This window comes from Metabacillus sp. Hm71, assembly GCF_051842955.2.
Lineage (GTDB): Bacteria > Bacillota > Bacilli > Bacillales > Bacillaceae > Metabacillus.
Map to the genome: position 1 here is coordinate 1,126,941 of NZ_CM200278.1, position 23,400 is coordinate 1,150,340.

Below are 23,400 nucleotides of genomic sequence, written 5' to 3' on the forward strand. Positions count from 1 at the left end.
AGTTTAATAATAGTAAGTAAGAAATGAGTCGTATTGTGTCGTGAAATCTGTGTAAAAATCCTGTGGGGGACTTGGAAGAAAAGTAGAATGGCTTAATTTTGCTAATTAGAGAGAAGAGAGAAAACAGCCAGGTGCGTATGAGAGCCTTGGCTGTTTCTATTGCTCCCCGGTTTATAGTTGTTAAGATTCTCATTATCACATAGGCAATAAAGGCAAGGGATAGTTGATAAACAAAAGATTTATAGAGGGAAACTATTTTGTATAGTCAATAAGCAAACGTCTTAATCCTGAGGAAACCTCACCTATATTGAAAGATCGATATACCCGCAAGATAATGTTGAACTTTTTGAACTAGATTCAAAGAAAGGGATTGAATCGAAGTATAATAAGTGGTAATATACTATTTAATTAAAAAGTATGACACATTATTTCATATTTTGATTAATTAGTATAACATAATAACTCTATGAAACAATAAAAAGAGGCAAAGGAATAGGAGGTCAGAAGTGAGTAAGAAGGAAATTGTTTATGTCGTATCTGATTCGGTTGGCGAAACAGCTGAGCTGATGGTAAAAGCAGTTGCATCACAATTTAATAGGGAAGATGTTGAAATTAAGCATATTTCCTATGTAGAGGATATAAACGATATTAGTAATGTCATTACGGCCGCGAAATATCATCATTCCATCATTGCCTATACGATCGTTATACCGTCTTTAAAGCAATTTCTTGACCAGCAGGCAAAAGAGGCAGGAATTATGGCGATTGACTTAATGAACCCGCTTATGGAAGCATTTATTCAAACATTTAATAAAGAGCCGATTCGGCAGCCAAGACTAATGAGGAAATTAGATGATAACTATTTCCGCAGAGTTGAAGCGGTTGAGTTCGCAGTAAAATATGATGATGGACAAGATGTAAGAGGGATTAAGCATGCAGATATTGTATTAATTGGAGTTTCTAGAACATCGAAGACACCGCTTTCCATGTATTTGGCCCATAAACGATTTAAGGTGGCAAATGTACCTTTAATACCGGAAATTGCACCTCCTGATGAACTTTTTACTATTCCTAAAACGAAATGTGTTGGGTTAATCATATCACCAGATAAATTAAATGAAATTCGCATAGAGCGATTAAAAAATTTAGGGTTAACAACCCAAGCGAATTATGCGAATTTTGATCGGATCCTTAAAGAATTAGAATATGCTGAAAAAATAATGAAACGTATAGGTTGTCCGGTCATTAATGTCTCAAATAAAGCAATAGAAGAGACGGCTGATTTAATACTATCAATGTTAAAAAAGAGAGGGGCAGTATTCCATGGTTAAATTTGTTTATATGTTTGATGAGGGTAACAGCAAACAAAAGGAACTTTTAGGAGGTAAGGGAGCTAACCTAGCAGAAATGACCCGAATTGGGTTACCGGTTCCTTATGGTTTTACAATAACAACAGAGACATGTAATACATATTATGATGCGGAAAAATCAATTTCAAAAGAGATTGAATTTCAGATTTTAGAAGCCCTTAATATCCTTGAAGAAAAAACAGGAAAAAAACTTGGAGATCCATCCAATCCTCTGCTTGTTTCCGTCCGCTCTGGTGCAGTGCATTCAATGCCAGGCATGATGGATACCATTTTAAATCTTGGCCTGAATGATGAGACTGTTGAGGGGCTGGCAAACTTAACAAACAATCCGCGTTTTGCTTATGACTCTTATCGTAGATTTATTCAAATGTTTAGCGATGTTGTCCTTAAAATAGATAGTTTTTATTTTGAACAATTTTTAGACGAAATCAGGGAAGAAAAGGGATATAGTTCAGATCCAGAAATGTCTGCAGAAGATTGGAAAGAAGTGATCCAAGAATACAAGAGGATTGTAGCTAAGCATTCGACAAGAACATTTCCTGAGGATCCAAAGGAGCAGTTATTCCTGTCGATTCGCGCTGTTTTTGATTCATGGAATAATCAACGTGCAATTGTTTACCGTCGTCTTCAGAATATTCCCGATCATCTTGGAACAGCAGTGAACATACAGAGCATGGTATTTGGAAATATGGGCAACAATTCTGGTACTGGAGTGGCTTTTACTCGTAACCCATCAACAGGGGAAGCAAAGCTTTACGGTGAATACTTGATAAATGCTCAGGGAGAGGATGTTGTTGCCGGGATTCGTACCCCGCAACCGATTGCTTCTCTCCAGGAAGAAATGCCAGAAGTATATCAGCAGTTAATCCGGACCTGCCACCTTCTTGAAAAGCATTATCAAGACATGCAGGACATTGAGTTTACTGTCGAGCGTGGCGAGCTATTTATTCTTCAAACAAGGACTGGGAAAAGAACAGCTCAAGCAGCCATTAGAATCGCAGTTGAATTAGTAAATGAACAAATCATTACTAAGGAGGAGGCTATTCTGCGTGTAGATCCAGAACAGCTCAATCAACTCCTCCATCGCCGCATTGATGATTCATATGAACGAAAGCCTTTAGCGAAAGGTCTGCCAGCTTCTCCTGGGGCAGCAACAGGAGAAGTCGTATTCGATGCGGATGAAGCAGAAAGATTAGCGAAGGATGAGAAAAAGAAGGTGATTCTTATTCGCCCAGAAACCACACCTGATGATATTCATGGAATTGTTGCGGCTGGGGCAACAGTCACTAGCCGCGGAGGAATGACAAGCCATGCAGCAGTTGTTGCAAGGGGTATGGGAAAAGCTTGTATATGCGGCTGTGAATCATTAAAAATTGACTTAAAATTAAAGCAGTTTAAAGTAGGAGACACGATCGTAAAACAAGGTGATGTCATTACGATTGATGGTTCAACGGGTGAAATTATGTTAGGGGAAATTCCGATGATTGAACCGCAGCTTTCATCTGAGTTTCAATTGTTGCTTTCTTGGGCAGATGAGGAACGAAAACTTGGCGTTAGAGCAAATGCAGACAACCCTGAAGATGCCAAAAAAGCTCTTGAGTTTGGAGCAGGTGGAATCGGACTATGCCGCACAGAACATATGTTTATGGATGCCAAGCGTATTCCAATTGTACAAGAGATGATACTTGCAGAAACACATCAGGAGCGAGAAAAAGCACTAGCCAAGTTATTGCCAATGCAGCAAGAAGATTTTGAAGGAATCTTTGAAGCGATGCAGGGGAATCCTGTAACGATTCGTCTTTTAGATCCTCCTCTTCACGAGTTTTTGCCAGATAAAGAAGAACTTCTGGTTGAGGTGACAAAACTTCAGATAACAAATTCAAAATCTAAGGAATTACAGGAAAAAGAGCAGCTGTTAAGAAAAGTACGCCAATTAGATGAATTTAATCCAATGTTAGGTCACCGCGGCTGCAGATTGGGAATGATTTTTCCGGAAATTTACGCGATGCAAGCAAAAGCAATCTTTTATGCAATTGCGAAGGTAATGGAAAAAGGAATGGTCGTCAAACCAGAAATTATGATTCCATTGGTTGGGCATGTAAATGAGTTAAAAGAAATGCGACAATTAGTGATCAATGCGGGCTTGCTAGTTGAGGAAGAAACAGGACTGAAATTTGATTATCTCATTGGTACAATGATTGAGGTACCGCGAGCGGCTTTAACAGCTGACCAAATTGCCGGAGAGGCGGACTTTTTCTCGTTTGGAACAAATGATTTAACGCAAACTACTTTTGGATACAGCCGAGATGATGCAGAGGGTAAATTTCTTCAAGCCTATATTGAAAACAAAGTGCTCCCAGAAAATCCATTCGCTTCTCTTGATCAGGAAGGAGTAGGAAAACTTGTTGAAACTGGCGTAAAGCTAGGCAGAGGCAGAAAGCCAGGGTTAAAAACAGGTATTTGCGGAGAACATGGAGGAGAAAAGAATTCAATCCAATTCTGCCATGATGTAGGATTGGATTACGTAAGCTGTTCACCATACCGTGTGCCTCTTGCACGCCTTGCAGCAGCTCAAGCTACAATTAAACATAAACAAAAACAGGAACAACTTCAATTACAAATATAAAAATGGAGAAGGCTGCCTCTTTTGGGCGGCTTCTTCATTTAAGAGAATTGATAAGAAATCTAGTTGCAAAAATTGTCGATTGAATTTTCTAAAAACTCCATTGACTCATAGATGAGATCAGTATATTATATAATCAAATATAACAATATATAACGTATTATAATGTTGTGTGTTGTTTATGGTGGATAGGTAGTAACTACTTATCCAAAAAAATAAGGGGAGGCTTTCATATGGAAACTGAATTAGTAGTAGATGTGAAAAATCAAATAAAACATGCATTGGCAGAGGTTAAGAAAAAGAATGTTGAAAACGTTTTTTTCGTAGCTTGTGGTGGATCCTCTGCACTTATGTACCCGAGCAAATATGTCATTGATCGGGAAGCGAAGAAGATGGATGCACATCTTTATAGTTCTAATGAATTCATTTATCGGAATCATTCTAAGCTTGGCAATCATTCGCTTGTTATTTTATGTTCTCACTCTGGTACAACACCTGAAACAGTAGAAGCAGCAAAATTTGCAAAATCAAAAGGTGCATTGACGGTTTCCTTAACAAACGAAATAGGTTCTCCATTAGCACAGGCATCAGATGTTGTTCTGAAATATGAATGGGGGCAGGAAGTAAACGCTTTCACAACGAATTATTCGGTTATCTATCAATTGGTCTTTGGTGTACTTAAAACAGTAGAAGATAATCCAAAATTCGATTTGATTGAGGCGAGCTTAGAAAACCTCCAAACGGTTTATGAAAAAGCTGCTTCCCAATCACACGACAAAGCTGTACAATTTGGACAAGCTTATAAAGATGAAAAAATAATCTATACGATGGCTAGCGGTGCAAATTATGGTGTAGCTTACTCTTTTGCTATTTGTATTTTAATGGAAATGCAGTGGATCCACTCTCATGCCATCCATGCAGGTGAGTACTTCCACGGTCCATTTGAAATTATTGATGAAGAAACCCCTTTTATCATTTTACTAGGGTTGGATGAAACAAGACATTTAGAAGAAAGAGCATTAGAGTTTTCCAAACGATATGGCAAAAAGCTAGTGATCCTGGATGCGAAAGAATTCGATTTTACAGGAATTCAAGAAGGGGTTGAAGGTTACATAGCACCCCTGGTGTTAAATTTTGTGTTAAGGAAGTATGCGGATAATCTTGCGGAAGCTCGCAATCATCCTCTATCAAAACGCAGATATATGTGGAAAGTAGAATACTAAACTAATAGGGCGGAAAAGCGAGAAACATACGCTTTTCCGCAATGATATCGCTTTAGTACTTACAAGGGGGAAGGTTATGAAAAGGTTAATGATTTTAAGTATTGTGTCCATTCTATTCCTTTCGATGATAGCAGGCTGCTCCTCAGCTAATGAAACATCTTCAAATGATGAAACCGTTGAGCTTCGATTTTTTCACCGCTGGCCTACTGAGCCAAAAAAGCAATACTTTGAAAATGCCGTTAAAGAGTTTGAGGAGTTACATCCAAATATAAAAATAAAAACAGAAGCAGTGTTGAACGACTCGTATAAAGAAAAAATTAGAGTCGTGTTAGGTTCTAAAAATCCACCAGATGTCTTCTTTTCTTGGAGTGGCGAGTTTGCCTACAACTTTGTCCGTGCTGGACAATCGTTAGATTTAACAGAGGCGGTGAATGCCGATAAGGAATGGTCAAGTCAAATCATTGAGTCCCAGTTTAAACCGTTCACACTTGATGGGAAAATTTACGGTATTCCATGGTCCACAGATGGAAAAGCCTTCTTTTATAATAAAAAGATTTTTGCTGATTTGAATCTTGAAATTCCAACCACTTGGGCTGAATTAATTGCTGTCTCAGAGAAAATAAAGGAAGCGGGGGTTACTCCGATTGCGTTTGGAAGCAAAGCACCATGGACGATCTCTCATTATATTGGTTCATTAAATCAATTAATGGTACCAGAAGAGGTTATTGCTAAAGATTATGATCGCAACAATCCAGAAGGCGATTTTACCCATCCTGGATATGTCAAGGCACTCGAAAAATTCATGGAGCTGGAACCTTTCTTTAATACCGGTGTTAACTCTGTCGATCATCAATATGCAAGGGAATTATTCAATGGTGGAAAAGCGGCAATAGGCTACTTCCAGCTTGCTGAAATTGGCTTGATTGAACCATCTCTTAAAGAAAATTTAGGTGTTTTTAATACTCCTGCAATTGAAGGAGGAGAGGGGAACCCTAATTCGATTACTGCAGCTCCTGAAGGAATTATGATCTCTTCAAAAACAAAGCATCCTAAAGAAGCAATGGAATTTATTAAATTCTTAACCTCTAAAGAAAAGGGAACCGAGCAATTAACTGAAGTAAGTGAATATAGTGCCGTAAAAGGAACGACAAATTCTGAAAACGCTTCACCGCTTCAGCAAGAAGCAATTGATTTAATCATAAATGCTGAAAAGACTTATTTATGGTTTGATACTGCAGTTGATATTTCAATAGTAGATGCTTATTTGAATGGTACACAACAGATGCTGGATGGAAAGAAAACCGCAGAAGAAGTGATGGCAGATGTAATCAAAGCTAATAAAAAAGTAAAAGAAAAATAAACTTATTCATAGAAAAAGGCGGTTTAAAAATGGCCGCCTTTTCTTTAAAAAGCAGAGGTGATCAACATTGCCTAATAAAAAAATCGTTCCTTACTTATATTTAACACCTTGTATTCTCTTAATGGGACTTTTTGTGTATTATCCAATTGTGGAAAATTTTCGCTTTAGTTTTTATGAATTCTCAGCATTTTCTCCAGATAAAGTATTTGTTGGATTTGAACATTTCCTTACTCTATTTAAAGATGAGGTTTTTTATATAGCTTTAAAAAATAATCTTTGGTATGCGATTATATCCATCATCTTTCAGGTCTTTGGAGGGCTTATTTTAGCAGCAATCCTTGAAGATCCTGTGACTAGATTTGTTAGCAGTTTTTTTCGAACAATCTTTTTTCTCCCTGTCGTTATTTCGATAACGGTGATTGCTTTATTATTTAGTTTTGTATATAACCCTGATATCGGAATATTAAACAGTTTCTTACATTTAATAGGAGCTGAGGAATGGGCAAGAGCATGGTTAGGAGAATCTGAAACAGCGATCTTTGCCGTAATTGCTGTTTCACAATGGCAAAGTATTGGCTATATTATGATGCTATTTATCGTCTCAATTCAAAGTATTCCGAAAGAATTATATGAGGCAGCCGAGATTGACGGGGCTGGCAAGATCCGCAAGTTTCTTTCTGTGACGGTTCCACAAGTGAGAGAAATGTTTTTTGTTGCCACCTTAATTACGCTAACCGGAGCTTTTACCGTCTTTAATGAACCGTACATTTTAACAGGAGGCGGCCCTGGAAATGCAAGTGAAGTGCTAGGGACACTTCTTTATCATTCGGCGTTCTTTAAAGATGAAATGGGGTATGCTTCTGCAATTGCAACCGTCATTTTGCTGATCACCTTACTTGTTTCAATCGTCCAAATGAAACTATTCAGAACAGGAAGGGATGGTTAATGTGGAAATGAAAAGAGAAGCTATAGACTATCAATATCGTTCAAATACAAGAAAACAAATTAAGCAAACAGCCATCCTTGGATCTGTTCCTTTGTATACTATTTTAATTATCTATTTTATTATCATTGCATACCCATTGTTTTGGATGGTCATTAATTCATTTAAAACGACTGAGGAGATTTTTTCTAATAGCTGGTCCTTACCACAACAATGGTTGTTTTCGAATTATATCGATGCATGGAACACAGGAATTTCAGGTTATTTCTTTAACAGTACATTCGTCACCGTAACCACTTGCTTTTTGACCGTTTTCCTAAGTGCTCTTGGCGCATACGGTCTAACGAGATTTGATTTTAAAGGGAAAAACTTCTTACTCATTTTTTGTATGGGCGGGATGATGCTTTCTCCTCAAGTAAGCTTAGTTCCTTTATACAAATTGATCCAAGCTTTAGGTATACATGATACGTATTTAGCGCTAATTTTGCCCTATGTTGCTTATCGGATTCCCATCACAATTTTGCTGGTTCGAGCAGCTTTTCTTGAGATTCCTAAAGAATTGGAAGAATCAGCTTTTCTTGATGGGTGTAATACATGGAAAGTTTTCACAAAAATATTTATTCCTATGAACTTGCCGATTTTATTAACAGCGGTTGTTTTAACAGCCTACTTTACATGGAATGAATTTATGTTTGCGTTAATTTTTGTTGATACTGAAGCGTTAAAAACAATCCCAGCAGGATTAATGCAATTTCGTGATGCCTTACAAACAAATTGGGGTGTTCTGCTGGCAGGGTTAATGATATCTGCGGCCCCGATTATCATCCTGTTTATCTTTATGCAGAAATATTTTATCCGGGGACTTGCTTCAGGCAGTGTGAAAGGGTAAGAAAGGAGAAAGAATATGAGATTAATCGCTATTGGTGATAACGTTGTTGATATATATAAAGACCGAAATGAAATGTTTCCTGGAGGAAATGCATTGAATGTAGCCGTTTTAGCTAGACAGTATGGTGCTGCAGAAACTGCCTTTATCGGGATTGTGGGAAACGATATTGAAGGCGAGCATATTGTGGAGTCTTTAAAGGTAAATCATGTTGATATACGTAACATTCGAAAAGCATATGGAGAAAGCGGAAAAGCTTATGTAGACCTGAATGATGAAGGAGACCGAATATTTGTTAGTTCAAATAAAGGCGGCATTCAATCAAAGCTTAAACTAAAGCTTAATCGAGAAGATTATGACTATATCCAACGCTATGATGTGTTGCACACAAGTATATACAGCAATCTTGATGAAGAGCTGCCGCTATTGCAAAAGCTGTTACCAATTTCATATGACTTCTCAAATCATTTTACAGAGGATTTGCTAAAAAAGGTATGTCCGTATCTTACCTTTGCCTTTGTTTCGGGAAGCGATTTACTAGATACAGAAATTGAGGACTTAATCATTACCATCCAAAGATTAGGTACCCCAAATGTTATTGTGACACGAGGTTCCAAAGGGGTCATTATGGCGAATCCGCATCACCGATTTTTACAAGGGATTGAAAAAGCAACTGTAATTGATACGTTAGGTGCAGGTGATTCCTTTATCGCAGGGTTTTTAACAAGCTATCTCGATGGGTATTCTGTTAAAGACTCTCTAAAGGTTGCTGCAGTAAAAGCAGCGAAAACTTGTGAGGTAAACGGTGCATTTGGGCATGGAAAGCGACTCATGGCGTAAGAAGGAATGAGGCTGTCTTAAAAGGGTCTGACTCAATTGAGTCAGACCCTTTTAAGGGTTTTGCTATGTTGAAATAGTAAAAGCGATATGGGTTGTCGGCGTTTTAAAAGTAGAGAGATGAATCGGGATTTTTTGGTCATCATATACCGTTTTATCAATATTAAAGAGGGTATCACCAATTTCACATTCTAAATATTCAGCCTCCACCTCTGTAGCTGGTACTGCTGTAAGTACTTTGGTCTGAGAGGTTTTTTTCATATCGATATGATAGATGTTTTTTAAAACATCATAAGTAGATTCGTAGTCAAAGATCCGTTCGGTCAATTTTGGAAAGCGCTCAAGGGAGTAATGAGTAATATCAATGGTAAATGGCTGGTCATCAAGTAACATTAATCGCGAAAGCTTCAAAACTGGAGAATCGATTGCGATTTGCAGGTCATTGGCAATCTTTTCGGTTGCCTTTATTTCTTCACATGCCAAAATTCGTTTCGAGGAATTTTTGCCAAGCTGTTTGCTAAAGTCAGAAAACCCTTCGACCGTAACTAATTCTCTGGAAACTTTTTTTCTTGATACAAAAGTACCCTTTCCCTGTTTTCGCTCTAATAGCCCTTCATCTACTAATTCTTGAATCGCTCTTCTTACCGTAATTCGGCTAACATTATAAATTTCACATAGCTCGGCTTCGTTTGGAATTTTTTCTCCTAAACGGTATACGTTATTATTTATTCCATCCTTTATATTTAACAATAATTGTTCATATAAAGGGCGCGAACTTGAATTGTTTAACTTCATGAAGTTTCTCCCCTCTGTATAAGTCATTATATAATATTATAATACAAATGATGAGTGAAAGTATAATAATTTGTAATGAATGGAAATCAGACTTAATTTATACTAAATTTACTCATAAACAAAAGATAACAATTGGATAATAAAAAATATTTAAATTTACAATCTGTCAGGAAGCGCTTACAATATTTATAAATACATAACTTTAATGAATAATTTGAAAGAAATCTGTTCTATACAATCATTAATTTGGGGGAATAGGTATGATAATGAATAAACTAACTGCTATTGATAAGCATACTTGCTCGAAAGCAGAAAAGCTAAAGCTTGAGCGTGAATGGGAAAAGTTTATTTCAGGAAATAACAATACCCCAAAAATCCGCCCTTTAATGTATGAATCATGGCAACGTTGTTTAGACCAAGGAATCAGTCCGCTGCAAAGGAAGACTTCTATTACCCTCAGTGAAGAACAAATTAAGGATTATGTGTCTACAGACCCCTTATTTCGTACGTTAAAACCGGTACTAACGAAATTAAAGGATTTGTATATGGATTCCGGCCATTTGATAACGTTTTGTAATCCTTCCGGAGATATCGTTTATTTAGACGGAGATTTGTCTTTAATGCTCAAGGCTGAGGATATGAATTTTGTCGCCGGCTCATCATGGGCAGAAAAAAACGCAGGTACGAATGCCATTGGAACCGCAATTGCTACTGGTTCTCCGATTCAAGTGTTTGCTGGAGAACACTTTTGCCATGAGGTACAAAAGTGGACATGTTCAGCTGCTCCTATCTATGACCCTGCTACCAAAAAACTTTTGGGAGTCATTGACTTGACTGGACTATGGTCAGTCAACCATCCTCATTTTTTATCAGTAGTAACTTCAGCGGCTCAAGATGTAAGTGGGATGCTGCGCAACCAATTAAAGTTGGAACGCTTTAAGTTATCTGAATATTACCAAAACTATAATATTTCACTGCAGTCAAAGTCCTATTTAGCCGTTTTAGATCGCGGATGGAAAGTGATTAAAGCATCTTCTATCTTATATGAACTAAGGTTGATTGATTCGGACCATTTCTTGGTCAGCACTCCTTCTCTATCATTATCCTTAACGTCAAGGACACATTGGGAATATGAACATATAAATGGAATTTGGCGTTTTGAGCTAACCCCGTTTATTTATGGAGGAATATCTATCGGTGCTGTTGTTCACGTTTTTCCTCCAACAAGTTTTATGAATATGAACTTTGCTCCAAATTATTCCTTCCCTAGAGCAATAGAAGAGACATTCCAATCTTTACCTAGTATAAATTCCGGGAATTTAGCCTCTAATTTTGATGTTAAGGAACAAGTTGAGGTGAAAAAATCGATTAAATGTACTGAGTTTTATAAATCACTTTTTGATCATAATCCTGATGGTGTTTATTCTTGTGATTTACAGGGAAGTTTATTAGATGCGAATCCGGCATTGGAGAGAATAGTGGGATATACAGTTGAAGAACTTCAAAAGATTGCGCTCAAATCACTAGTTCTTCCAGAATATCTAGAAGTTAAATTAAGGTATTTGAAAACAACAATAAAAGGAAAGCCACAGGAATATGAGGTGGCGATTAAGCACAAAAATGGATACCGGGTAGATTTAAAAGTAAAAAATTTCCCGATTATTATAGATAATGAGATTGTTGGAGTTCATGGGATTGTAAAAGATATTACCAAAAATAAACAAATGGAAGCAGATCTAAAATCAACCAAACAACAATTGGATTTATTTCTTAAAAATACAGTGGATTCTATTATTATTTTTGACATACAGCACAATGTGATAAAAGTAAATAAAGCTTTTGAAGAAGTATTTGGTTGGACTGAACAAGAAGTAATAGGAAGAAAAAAGCCTATTATTCCCGACTATTTAGTTGACAAGTATACTGATATTCTTCAAAAAATATTGAATAACAGGCATGTTATGTCGTTTGAAACGATTAGGCAGCGAAAAGATGGAAGTTTCATTGATGTTAGCAGTTTCGTCTCCCCAATTGTAAATGCGAAGGGGAATGTGACAGCTTTTGTATCCATCTTAAGGGATATTACGGAACAAAAACGCATGGAAGAAGCATTGAAAGAAAGCGAGAAACGATTACGCACTTTAATTAATGCCATGCCTGACGTTGTTGTCTTTAAAGATGGTGAGGGAAGATGGCTTGAAGCGAACGATACCACCATTTCCTACTTTCAGTTTGAGAATGTTCCTTATCAGGGGAAAAAAAATAGCGAACTATCTCTATACAATAAACTCTATAGAGATACATTTTCTTGTTGTGAAAAATCAGATCAAGAAACGTGGGAAAATGGCCATATTACCCGAAGTGAAGAAGTGATTCCACAACCTGACGGCCAATCAATTATTTTTGATGTTATAAAGGTTCCCATTTTTTATCCTGATGGCAGACGTAAAGGACTAGTGATGATAGGACGTGATATCACAGAACTGAAGCAAACGGAAGAATTATTAAGAAAATCGGAGAAGCTTGCTGTAGTCGGTCAATTATCAGCAGGAATTGCTCATGAGATTCGAAATCCGTTAACTTCTCTCAAAGGATTTCTAAGTTTGTTACAATCTTCTATAGATGAGAGCAATTTATGGTATTTGGATGTGATGGCATCTGAGATTAATCGAATTGAATCCATTACCAATCAATTTATGGCAGTAGCAAAGCCGCAGGCTGTCACCATTCAACTTCAAGATTTACGAATGTTAATCGAGCAGGTTTCAGTTGTTGTTTATCCTGAAGCAACCATGAATAATATACAAATTATCATTGATACGGAAGCCGACATTCCATTGATTCGATGTGATGTGAACCAATTAAAACAAGTATTTATTAACATCATAAAAAACGCTATTGAAGCGATGAAATGTGGAGGGAAAATTGTGGTTCATGTAATGAAACACGATCCCAACCACGTTGTCATTCGTTGTATTGATCAAGGATGCGGGATCCCAAAAGAGCGTATTCCATATCTCGGAGAACCTTTTTATAGCCTCAAAGAAAAAGGAACAGGGTTAGGATTAATGATGTGTTATAAAATCATTGAAGAGCATCAAGGGAAAATTACGATTGAAAGTGAAATCAATAAAGGAACAATCGTTAATGTTATTTTACCCATCCCTCCGTTAGAAGAAGTGATTTTAGAATAAACAGAAGGCATTTAATAATCCAAACATCTCATCATGGGGGTGATCGAGATACGCGTAATACCATGTTACAGTCTGAATACAAATACATTTACATAAAAAGAAAAGTGAACGATTGGACCATATAATATGCCCAAAATAAAAGGAATACGCCGAAAATCTACTATGAAAACTCTCATATAAGTTTGCTGGAAACAACATACATTTAAGAAAGTCTGTTGACATACAAGTATTATTCGATTTAGAGATCATTTTGAAACTATTTTTTCAGCAATTGATATTGATTTTGGTATAAAAAATCCCGTTTTGGTCCACCTGTAAAAATGAACGATGCTAACAATATAATGGATTCATTTAAAAAATTTAAAAACATAAGAAATTGATAGAAAAAGGGAGAAATAAGTAGAAAAAGCGTATAAAACTATTAATTTTCTGATTTTTTGGAAAGTTCACAATAATATGTCTATAATGTATAATAAGTACAAGACCCAAAAAAGGAGGTAATAAATGGAGACATTTTACGAGACGTAATTGACCATGAAGAATGAGGGAGTTACCAGTAAATCAGTCAAATGTAATGTGTGCAGAATTGTACATGGGACAAGCTTTAAAGCAATTTGAATGAGAAGGTGATTCCAATGAAATAAGTTAGGCGAAGGCGTATTTCTATGCGCTGGGGATTAAGAATGTTAGAATTTTTTATCCAAAAAATATCCTCTCTCAGGGGAGTGAAATGAAATGGAGATGAAAACTAATTCTTGGTTTTGCCATGACTGTTTTCGATTTTTTGAACAAGGTGATAGTGTTGTCTGTATCTCTGAGATGAAATCTGTTTTTTGTGAAAAATGTGGAAATGACTTTCCAGCGGAATGGATTGAAACATCAACATTCAAACATATAATATGGGAGGAGATGCCACTCGAAAATCTATAAAGTGCAAGTTATGAAAAGTTCTATTTTTCTTAGGCTAAACTTAATGGTAAGGGGCTTTTTTAAAAACACCAACTTAGATAAAACGAAAGGATTAATATAATGAATGAGAAAATAGTATAAGCGACCTCACCATTCTAATTAAGATGAGTAAGGTCGCTATTTGTTGTGATAAATGCATTCTCTCAAACTTGGAGGAGATAGATTGTTATTAAAAAGCAATTAAGTTGATATAAAGAAGTATAGATAGAGAGAATGACTTGAGGAAATATTTCATAGCTTTGATAACTAAAATAGGCGGAATTTGTTGAAATCGAAAGAAATAACGAGGAAAATTAGCATAAAACTTACAATTCAAATTATTTTGAATATTTACAAAATATGAAAAATTAGTTATTATTAGGACAAATATCAACACGATTTTTATTAAAAAGGTAAAGAAGATCCCATTTAAAGAATTCACTTTTTAAACTATGTGGAAAGGGGTATTGATATGAATGGAACAACTGAAAAAATAGTACAAACGAATGTAAGATTTTGTCCTCAATGTGAAAAAGAAAAGCCATATGTAATAAATTACGCAGCCGGCACTATTCGTTGCGCTAAATGCGGCTATTTTCATTTAAAGCAATACGATTAAAAATAAACTATGCTATATAAAAAAGGCGTTCCTAACTTTCCAACGTTAATACCAATTTAAATTGATTTTGATTTTAGTAATCAATGCTTTTATTTATGCCCACCACTCTATATGAACCCTCCAAAACTACTTTTTCTATCCACACGATTTAGCGAGAAAGCTAAGTGTTTTTGTTCATAAAGTTCAAAAATGTAAAATAGTTAAAATCCGATGTTACCCCTTGATAGTATTTATATAAGAAAATGCTAATGAACTAGGTTGATCTCGTTCTATCCAAAAAGGAGGTGCTGCCATAAAAATCTGACTATATCCCTAACATCCCAATAAGAACTTTAAAAGAGTTCTAGTATGAATGGTAAAAAATCTTAGTCTACTCTAATCCCTGTTTTTAGTCATTCAGCTATCACGGTTTTTTTATACTATCAGAAAGTAAAGATTTTATGGATGATAGAATAAGAAAAAAACTAAGGCTTTCGCCATTAGGACTTAGCGATAAGCCACGTTTTTCTAACAAGTTTAAGAAAGTATAACTTTTTGTACTTAGTTTTTGTGTCTAGCTCCAGCGCCTAGCCCCTCTAGGATCTAGCCGATTTAGAATGGAAGGCAAAGAACGCCTTCTATTCTAAATCGTCTTATTTGCCCTAGGCTGATCAAGGCGCTTGCGCTTTTCTAATAAACTTCCTAACTCAACATGATCCTCAAAACTCCTTTTTATTAGGTTTTCTAGTAAATTGAGTAAAGTAATTTCAGAGAGGTGATACCTATGGATGTGGAAAAAATTAGCATGATGCTTAATTGGGCTAAGAGTAATGAAGAAATTCGAACAATCATTCTTACAAATTCTCTTGCAAACCCTGAAGCTTCTAGGGATCTGTTTTCTGACTTTAATGTTGAGCTGTTTGTTAACGACTTACAACCTTTTTTAAGTGATGAATGGGTTGGGGATTTTGGTACAATAGTATCTCTGCAACCATTAAAGGCTGTTGTTAGTGAAAATTGGGTTACACGTTTAGTTCTTTATGAAGACGGAGTAAGGATTGATTTTCAAATTTCAACAAATGAATCAGTAAAGCAACTTGTTAATGCATCTCGACTACCTCCTGTATATGATAATGGCTATAAGGTATTACTTGATAAAGATAACCTCACACACGGTATAAAACCTCCATCATACTCAGCATTTGTCACCAAAAAACCAACAGAAGAAGAATACACTAAACTTATGAATGACTTTTGGTGGAATGCAACTTATGCGGCAAAGAATCTTTTGCATGATGAACGATATTTTTCCAAATTTATGTTAGACAACGTAATACGTTTTAATATGCTATTTCAAAAAGTAACAGACTGGTACATTGGTGTACAACACGGTTGGAATGTAAATCCTAATAAAACTGGCAGATGGTTAAAAAGTTATTTAGATACGCAAACCTGGAGGGAACTTGAAACGATATTTGCTGAGACTAACATAGAGAATAATTGGAATGGAATATTTAGAACAGCTGATCTTTTTAAGCGATTAGGGGTAGAGGTTGGCACCAAGCTAGGATATCCATACCCTTATCATACAGAAAATAATGTAAGGAAATATCTTCATGAAGTTAAGAAAACTTCTAAAGCAGCTATTTTTCTATAAGCTTAGCCTCTTTGGTATTTGGGGATGGAAAAATATTGTAAAGGGGAGAGTTTTATGAAAGCAACAGGGGTAGTACGAAAAGTGGATGAATTAGGAAGAATTGTCCTTCCAATTGAATTGCGCAGAGTTTTTAGGATAGGTGTTGGAGATCCAGTAGAGATTTACGTTAATAACGATCAAATTATTTTGAAGAAATTTAAGGAAAAAAAGGAATGTATCATTACTGGAGAAATTTCAGATGAAAATCTTATTATCGCTAACGGAAAAATCACGTTAAGTCGTGAAGGTGCTAATCTCCTCATGAAGGAATTAGAACAATGCCTTGAAAAGGTTTAAAGCAGATTTATATTTCTTTTATGCAGGATTTCATTAATGAACAATTCTGTTATAAAAAGTTACAAACTATTAAACTCTTGAAAATACTAGAATTCGCATACAATTTGTGGCATAACGATAAAAATGGAAAAGTTAACTCAGTACTTTGTAAAAATAAATTAACATTAAAGACGTTGAGCATTGATTTGCCAACGTCTAATAAAAATTTTAAAGAATATAAATGAAACAAAAAGTTGTTTTTAGACCTCAAAATAGAAGCAACAAAAAATGTTTACATTTTATATAAAACCTTATAGATCGATTGAATACTTTTTTAAACTTTAATAAAAAGGCACCAAGTGGTTCCACTTATGGGTGGCTTCTAACATAATATTAAGTTGGAAGTGTTTGGTCATAGTGTTTCTGCTAGCTGTTCCTTTGTTTATAATGTTTTCCGAAAAATTATTTTTCGTCCGATAAGAAAACGCTTACACGAAATATCGGCATTAATATTCTGAAAATTATAAACAGCCGGTGTGCCGCTATCTAAGTCATACATAGTAGTCATGAATAGCCATGCCGTGTCTTTTGGAGGTTCGGGTGTTATAAGCTAGAAAGAGCTGAATGGAAGGGGAATTTCACGGAAAAATTTATCATAGTGAAATGAATATTCTATCATTAGGTTTACGTATATTATGTACTCAGAAATCAAAAGGGGGGAGAAAAAAGATGGTCAAAAAAAAATGCGTTGCAATGCTGCTGGCAGGTGGACAAGGGAGCAGTCTTAGCTCTCTGACCAAAAATTTAGCTAAACCGGCTGTTCCATTTGGCGGTAAGTATCGCATCATTGACTTTACTTTGAGTAATTGTGCAAACTCAGGTATTGAAACAGTAGGAGTTTTGACGCAGTATCAGCCTCTTGTACTGCATTCATATATCGGGATTGGAAGTGCATGGGACCTTGACCGTCCAGAAGGCGGGGTCACTGTATTGCCTCCTTATTCGGAATCTTCAGGAGTCCGATGGTATAAAGGAACAGCAAGTGCAATCCATGAAAATATTAATTATATAAAACAATATGAGCCGGAGTATGTGCTTATCCTATCAGGAGATCACATTTATAAGATGGATTATAGTGAAATGCTTGCTTTCCATATTGAAAAAGAGGCAGATGTCACAATTTCTGTTATCGAAGTACCTTGGGAAGAAGCAAGCCGTTTCGTTATTATGAGTACAAATGTAAGGTTGGAAATTTTGGAGTTTCAGGAAAAACCTGATCACCCAAAGAATAATTTAGCCTCAATGGGCATTTATATTTTTAAATGGTCTATTTTAAACAAGTATCTCGAAATAGATGCGCACGCCCCAAATTCGAATCACGACTTTGGAAAAGACGTCATTCCTTTGCTTTTGGAACAAAAGAGAAAGCTTTTTGCATATCCGTTTAAAGGATACTGGAAAGATGTAGGGACTGTGAAAAGTTTGTGGGAGGCAAATATGGATTTACTATCGGTGAATTCACAACTGAACTTATTTGAACAATCATGGCGCATTTACTCTGTTAATCCAAATCAGCCTCCCCAATATATCGCCCCTGCTGCTGAGGTCGTTGAGTCCTTAATTAACGAGGGTTGTATTGTAGAAGGAAATATTTATCATTCCGTTCTGTTCCAGGGAGCCCAGGTTGGAGAGCATTCGGTTGTCAAAAAGTCTGTTGTGATGACGGATGCTAAAATAGGAGCTGATGTTTATATTGAAAATGTAATTATTCCTCCAGAGATGCATGTTCCAGACGGCACAATCATTCGCGCTGATTCAGAAAAGGATGAGGTTATTTTAGTTTCCGAAGAATTGCTTTCTGCGTTATAAGACGAGACTATTAAGCAAACGAAGGAGATGAACGCAATGAATAAGCAAATGTTGGGAATTATTGATGCATCACCATACACAGATGAATTAAAGCCTTTAACAACTCACCGTACATTCTCTGCAATTCCGTTTGCGGGAAGATACCGTTTAGTTGATTTTATGTTATCTAATCTGGTTAACTCCGGCATCTATAGCGTTGCGCTTTTTCCGAAAATTAACTCCCGTTCGTTATTAGACCATCTTGGTTCAGGCAAACAATGGGATTTGGCTCGGAAAAGAGACGGTCTCTTTGTTTTCCCCCCAAGGGCAGATTATCCATTAGATCAATCTTCCATCGTTTCCCAATTGCGTTACCATATTGATTACTTTTTGCGAAGCAAGCAAAAATATGCGGTCATTACCAATAGTTGCACGATTTGCAATATTGATTTTAAGGATGTTCTGGATTATCATATTCGCTCAAATGCTCATATTACAGAAGTTTATCACAAAGAACAATCGCTTCATCTGTACATTTTAGAAACAGCTTTATTGATTGATTTAATTCATCAAGAAAGTTTCCATGTGAAAACATTAAGTGAGTTCCTTCAATCCTTTTCTTCGAAATATAGCTTTTCCCGTTATGAACATGAAGGCTATACAACGGTTATATCCGACATTTCTTCCTACTTCAACAGCAGCATGGAAATGTTGAATCGGCCAATCTGGGAGCTGCTATTCGTAAAGGATAGACCCGTCTACACAAAAGCAAAAGATGAACCTCCGACGCGCTATACAAAAACAGCTGTTGTAAAAAATTCCATGATTGCCAATGGGTGTGTCATTGAAGGATATGTGGAAAACTGTATAATCTTCCGGGGGGTTAAGATTGAAAAAGGTACAATTGTTAAAAATAGCATTGTCATGCAAAAAAGCTGCGTTGGAGAGAACAGCTTATTAAACTACGTTATTTTAGATAAAGACGTAAAGATAGAAAGAAATATACAATTAGTTGGTGATATTGAGAATCCTAATGTAATCCCAAAAGGAACCGTACAAGGCTCTTTGATGAATTTGTAATTGCGGCATTTGTCGCATCAGGATGAATGCCGTTTGTAAAACAGGAGGTTTAGCGAATGTTCTAGAGCTCAAAGATATGAATGAATTTAACTCCATTTTAGGCAGGTCTCACTTCATGATGGGTACCAACCTAAGGTAATTCAACGAAAAAACGCTATCCTTCGTAAAAGAATAAAAAGGATAGTGTTTTTTTATAAGTTCAAGATAATATTAATGCATTATTATTAATATTTATTCACCTGAAAGCGTTTTACAAAAGTGCTTATTTTTTCTTGATACATATTATTATCCTTTTGATAATGTTTATATCAATAGCTTTTGAATATATTTTCAGAATAAACTTTTAAATTTTCGTTTTCTTTAAAATCGATTATAATTCTCTCATAATGAATAAATATTAGTCTTGTCTTTATTTGAAAGGATGAGGGATTTGACTAGACCAATCGTCATTTTTATTGGTTCTCTATTAATAGCAATAGCCTATAATCAATTTCTGATCCCACACGAAGTGTTGAGTGCTGGAATTAGTGGGATTGCCATAATTGTTGGCTTATTAACACCTTTTGATACTGGGGCAATGAATTTATTATTGAATTTGCCATTGCTTATTTTAGGGATGATGAAGCTTGGAAAACGATTTATCTCCTATACCATTTTGAGTGTTATTGTTCTTTCGGCAGCCCTTTACTACTTACCGGTGTATGCGGTTAGCTCAGACCCAATTCTTTCATCCATTTTTGGCGGAGTATTGTCTGGCATTGGAATCGGCTTAATATTGAGATACTCAGGATCCACAGGCGGTTTTGACATAATCGGAATGATACTAGCTAAGAAAATGGATTTCCCAATAGGAGCTATTTTGACAGGATTAAACGGAATTGTTATTTTGGTTTCAGGATTCCTACTAAATTGGGATTCTGCTCTTTATACATTAGTGTCAATTTTTATTACAGGGAAAGTAATTGATTCCATTCATACTCACCACATGAAATTAACAGTCACTATTATTACGGACAAAGGCGAAGAAGTTCGTAATAAGCTCTTAAGTCAGCTTTACCGCGGAATTACGATTATGGACGGAGAGGGCGGCTATACACAAATTAAGCGCAAGATATTGATGACCGTTATTTCCCGATACGAACTTGCTGATATGAAACAATGTATTCGTGAGGTTGACCCGAACGCATTTGTAAATATTACACAGACTGTTGATGTGATGGGTTTATTTAATCGCGATCAATCGAAAACAGCATTGCAAATGGAGAATTTGTAAACTGGGAGTGGTATTCACATTCCATAAGTTGAATAAAATTTTTTGTTGAATTTGAAAGGAGCTATTGGCTCTTTTTTTTATACCATTAACTTCTTGTATCTAAATATAAATTGTCTATTCCAAAAATTTATCTTATCGAATTTTAGATGAAGTTGGTTGACTACTTACTGGTGATAACATTTCCTTATCGCCACTTATAAATAAGTTATCATTTTCTTATTTTTATTTTCGAATATAGTAATAGTATAAGAGTGAAATCACCATGAATTGGAAACTGATATAGAACAAATTCACTAGCATTTAAGTGAAGGAGGAAAACGATGGATATTAAAAAGGATGTTCAACAGCAATTTGGTCGCAGTGCGAATCATTATGTAATAAGCAAAGGACACCGTAAAGGCGGGGATTTGAAAAAACTCGTTGAAATGGCTCATGTAACGGGAAGCGAGGAGGTTCTTGACGTAGCTACAGGGGGTGGACATACAGCAAATGCTCTTGCTCCGCATGTTCAAAAGGTAACGGCCTTGGATCTAACACCTGAAATGTTATCAGCTGCTGAAAGGTTTATAAAAGAAAACGGACATGATAATGTTGTGTTTGTTGAAGGTGATGCTGAAAAATTGCCTTTTCCTGACGAAACGTTTGATCTCGTTACGTGTCGTATAGCCCCGCATCATTTCCCAAACATTGAACAATTTATTAGCGAGGTTTATCGTGTGTTAAAACACGGAGGAACTTTCTTATTGGATGATAATGTCGCTCCCGAGGATGAGGAATTCGATCAATTCTATAATACTCTTGAAAAAATGAGGGACTATAGCCATTACCGGGCTTGGAAAAAATCAGAGTGGCTTCAAAAGCTAGAATTAAATGGGTTTGAAATACAAGAATGGCATCGTTTCGAAAAACGATTTGAATTTGAGAACTGGTGTGATCGGATGCATTTATCAGATTCGCAGAAAGCCGATTTAAACGAATTTATCCTCAAGACTACAGAAAAGGTAAAACGAAAATTTCGGATTCAAATAAATGATACTCAAATTACTTCATTCATTGGGGAGGCAATTCTGGTAAGTGCAACGAAAGAATAAAACAAATGAAAGTGGCAAGAGGAATAAACATTAATATTTATAGGTTCATACGGCTTGTTTGAAATTATTGTTGGAGCAATTTATCTTTTTAAGATTAAGATTAATTGTGGGAGCACTTTTCATAAAAGGAAATATAGATAAAATGCCTATGCAATACGTTTAAATATTGTGCTACAAAAGAACTTAATTACGATCTTCCAGTATAGAACGTAAATGGTGTATTTCTAGTTTTATAAGTTTTTTAACAGATGGATCATTACATCGTTTAAAATCGCTCATTAAGCGTTCGAGTTCTCTAGAAAAAAGGAAGTAGTCATTTTTATCAAGCATATCCAACCTCCTATTCTTGGTGTTTAGTAGTAAATACCCGTTTATAAACGATTTAAAACCTCATTCAGCAATCCGTTTGTAACAAAAGAAATATTAATTTAATGATTGTGAAAAATAGAGGTTCAACTGAGGGATGAAGATTCTTTTTCAATGAAATAGGGCGCCTTCACATTGATCATGGCGCCCGAAAATAGATCTTATCTTCATTTTTAGTTGGATTTTCCTTTTTAATCAATCCTAGTCATCGCGAGGAGCTTCTATGACTAATACTTAGAACTTATAAGCCCTCTTTCTCCAAGACTGGTCGTAAATTCAAATCGGTCTGAGCAATGAACACCCCGCTCAAAATGATGCTGTAGACCGCAAATAGTATTTTCATTATCAAATTGATAAAAGGAAACCCCCTTTTTATGTACTTTATTTTTTAAAAAATAGAGATGGTTATAGGAATATATACAATCAAAAGGCGAGAATGATAAGCTGTTAAGCTGTCTAATCAGGCGCATAAAGGTTTCATCGTGAAGCTCCTTTAGCATTTCATCAAGTGCAATAGGCAGCCTTTTTCTGATACGAACGGTATCCCCGCAATTCAATGATGTTAAGCCAAGCTCTGTTTTCACCTTCCCTAACCCCAGCCATTTTCCGGGTTTCCACCCGTGAGGACTTAAAATTTCTAAATAATTATCTTGAATCTCTTCTAATAAATGAAGTTCATCATTCATATCATCATATATGACATATTGTTCGTTCGTTACTTCGATTAAGCCAATAACGTACGAACGTTTTTGATTTAATAATAAGTCTGCTCGTTTAGAAGAATACATTCATTAAACCCTCCAGTGATTGTGAAACATGTAACGATAGTTATGGAAATACTGTTATCAACGTTTTAGACAAAAGTGATCAGGTTTATGCATGAACAGAATTTTCTGGGACAATTCAACAATTGATTAAGATGGGCATACAATACAATCTGCCAGAAGTAATGGGACGTGATGTGTTTAACAAACATGATAATTTACCCTAGGG

At 35.9% G+C, this 23,400-nt stretch carries 17 protein-coding genes; 15 read left to right on the forward strand and 2 right to left on the reverse strand.

What is annotated here, in order from left to right; all coding sequences use genetic code 11:
* Nucleotides 1–506 precede the first annotated feature (506 nt).
* From ACSVDH_RS05690 to ACSVDH_RS05720, 7 genes are all read left to right on the forward strand, one after another.
* Nucleotides 507–1,331 carry a pyruvate, water dikinase regulatory protein gene (locus tag ACSVDH_RS05690; protein ID WP_439248795.1) on the forward strand — a complete coding sequence of 275 codons (825 nt, stop codon included), beginning with the start codon at nucleotides 507–509 and terminating at the stop codon, nucleotides 1,329–1,331.
* A complete protein-coding gene (ppdK, locus tag ACSVDH_RS05695; RefSeq protein ID WP_439248796.1) occupies nucleotides 1,324–3,996 on the forward strand; it encodes a pyruvate, phosphate dikinase in 2,673 nt (890 codons plus the stop codon). Before ACSVDH_RS05690 ends, ppdK begins: the two co-directional genes overlap by 8 nt.
* Nucleotides 3,997–4,226: 230 nt before the next feature.
* Entirely contained in the window at nucleotides 4,227–5,216 is a 990-nt protein-coding gene (locus ACSVDH_RS05700; protein WP_439248797.1) for an SIS domain-containing protein, read from the forward strand.
* 76 nt (nucleotides 5,217–5,292) lie between these two features.
* Nucleotides 5,293–6,576: an ABC transporter substrate-binding protein gene (locus ACSVDH_RS05705; RefSeq protein WP_439248798.1), complete on the forward strand. Its 1,284-nt coding sequence runs from the start codon at nucleotides 5,293–5,295 to the stop codon at nucleotides 6,574–6,576.
* 121 nt (nucleotides 6,577–6,697) lie between these two features.
* The gene (locus ACSVDH_RS05710; RefSeq protein WP_439249142.1) at nucleotides 6,698–7,522 is read left to right on the forward strand and encodes a carbohydrate ABC transporter permease; all 825 of its coding nucleotides are present in this window, start codon (nucleotides 6,698–6,700) and stop codon (nucleotides 7,520–7,522) included.
* A gap of 7 nt (nucleotides 7,523–7,529) precedes the next feature.
* Nucleotides 7,530–8,408, forward strand: coding sequence for a carbohydrate ABC transporter permease (locus ACSVDH_RS05715; protein ID WP_439249143.1), 879 nt, complete (start codon nucleotides 7,530–7,532; stop codon nucleotides 8,406–8,408).
* A 15-nt stretch (nucleotides 8,409–8,423) separates the two neighbouring features.
* Complete coding sequence (locus ACSVDH_RS05720; RefSeq protein ID WP_439248799.1) at nucleotides 8,424–9,245, forward strand: PfkB family carbohydrate kinase; 822 nt, start codon at nucleotides 8,424–8,426, stop codon at nucleotides 9,243–9,245.
* A 63-nt stretch (nucleotides 9,246–9,308) separates the two neighbouring features.
* Here ACSVDH_RS05720 and ACSVDH_RS05725 read toward each other — a convergent pair whose 3' ends face one another.
* Nucleotides 9,309–10,037, reverse strand: coding sequence for a GntR family transcriptional regulator (locus ACSVDH_RS05725; RefSeq protein WP_439248800.1), 729 nt, complete (start codon nucleotides 10,035–10,037; stop codon nucleotides 9,309–9,311).
* Nucleotides 10,038–10,297: 260 nt separating this feature from the next.
* Here ACSVDH_RS05725 and ACSVDH_RS05730 point away from each other — a divergent pair, with 260 nt between their 5' ends.
* The 8 genes from ACSVDH_RS05730 to ACSVDH_RS05765 all read left to right on the forward strand — a co-directional run bounded on the left by ACSVDH_RS05730 (nucleotide 10,298) and on the right by ACSVDH_RS05765 (nucleotide 22,041).
* Nucleotides 10,298–13,231, forward strand: a complete 2,934-nt coding sequence (locus tag ACSVDH_RS05730; protein WP_439248801.1) for a PAS domain S-box protein — start codon at nucleotides 10,298–10,300, stop codon at nucleotides 13,229–13,231.
* Nucleotides 13,232–14,651: 1,420 nt separating this feature from the next.
* Nucleotides 14,652–14,798 carry a hypothetical protein gene (locus ACSVDH_RS05735; protein ID WP_439248802.1) on the forward strand — a complete coding sequence of 49 codons (147 nt, stop codon included), beginning with the start codon at nucleotides 14,652–14,654 and terminating at the stop codon, nucleotides 14,796–14,798.
* 763 nt (nucleotides 14,799–15,561) lie between these two features.
* Nucleotides 15,562–16,434: an aminoglycoside 6-adenylyltransferase gene (locus ACSVDH_RS05740; RefSeq protein ID WP_439248803.1), complete on the forward strand. Its 873-nt coding sequence runs from the start codon at nucleotides 15,562–15,564 to the stop codon at nucleotides 16,432–16,434.
* Nucleotides 16,435–16,488: 54 nt separating this feature from the next.
* Nucleotides 16,489–16,770 (forward strand): AbrB/MazE/SpoVT family DNA-binding domain-containing protein, encoded by a 282-nt coding sequence (locus tag ACSVDH_RS05745; RefSeq protein WP_439248804.1) that lies wholly within the window; start codon nucleotides 16,489–16,491, stop codon nucleotides 16,768–16,770.
* A gap of 708 nt (nucleotides 16,771–17,478) precedes the next feature.
* A complete protein-coding gene (locus ACSVDH_RS05750) occupies nucleotides 17,479–18,618 on the forward strand; it encodes a glucose-1-phosphate adenylyltransferase (protein WP_439248805.1) in 1,140 nt (379 codons plus the stop codon).
* Nucleotides 18,619–18,654: 36 nt separating this feature from the next.
* Nucleotides 18,655–19,677, forward strand: a complete 1,023-nt coding sequence (locus ACSVDH_RS05755) for a GlgC family sugar phosphate nucleotidyltransferase (RefSeq protein WP_439248806.1) — start codon at nucleotides 18,655–18,657, stop codon at nucleotides 19,675–19,677.
* A gap of 421 nt (nucleotides 19,678–20,098) precedes the next feature.
* Complete coding sequence (locus tag ACSVDH_RS05760; protein WP_439248807.1) at nucleotides 20,099–20,950, forward strand: YitT family protein; 852 nt, start codon at nucleotides 20,099–20,101, stop codon at nucleotides 20,948–20,950.
* Nucleotides 20,951–21,270: 320 nt separating this feature from the next.
* A complete protein-coding gene (locus tag ACSVDH_RS05765; protein ID WP_439248808.1) occupies nucleotides 21,271–22,041 on the forward strand; it encodes a class I SAM-dependent methyltransferase in 771 nt (256 codons plus the stop codon).
* Between the two features lie 593 nt (nucleotides 22,042–22,634).
* On the opposite strand, the gene ACSVDH_RS05770 is transcribed toward ACSVDH_RS05765, so the two are convergent.
* Nucleotides 22,635–23,195 carry a DUF2777 family protein gene (locus ACSVDH_RS05770; protein ID WP_439248809.1) on the reverse strand — a complete coding sequence of 187 codons (561 nt, stop codon included), beginning with the start codon at nucleotides 23,193–23,195 and terminating at the stop codon, nucleotides 22,635–22,637.
* Nucleotides 23,196–23,400 lie beyond the last annotated feature (205 nt).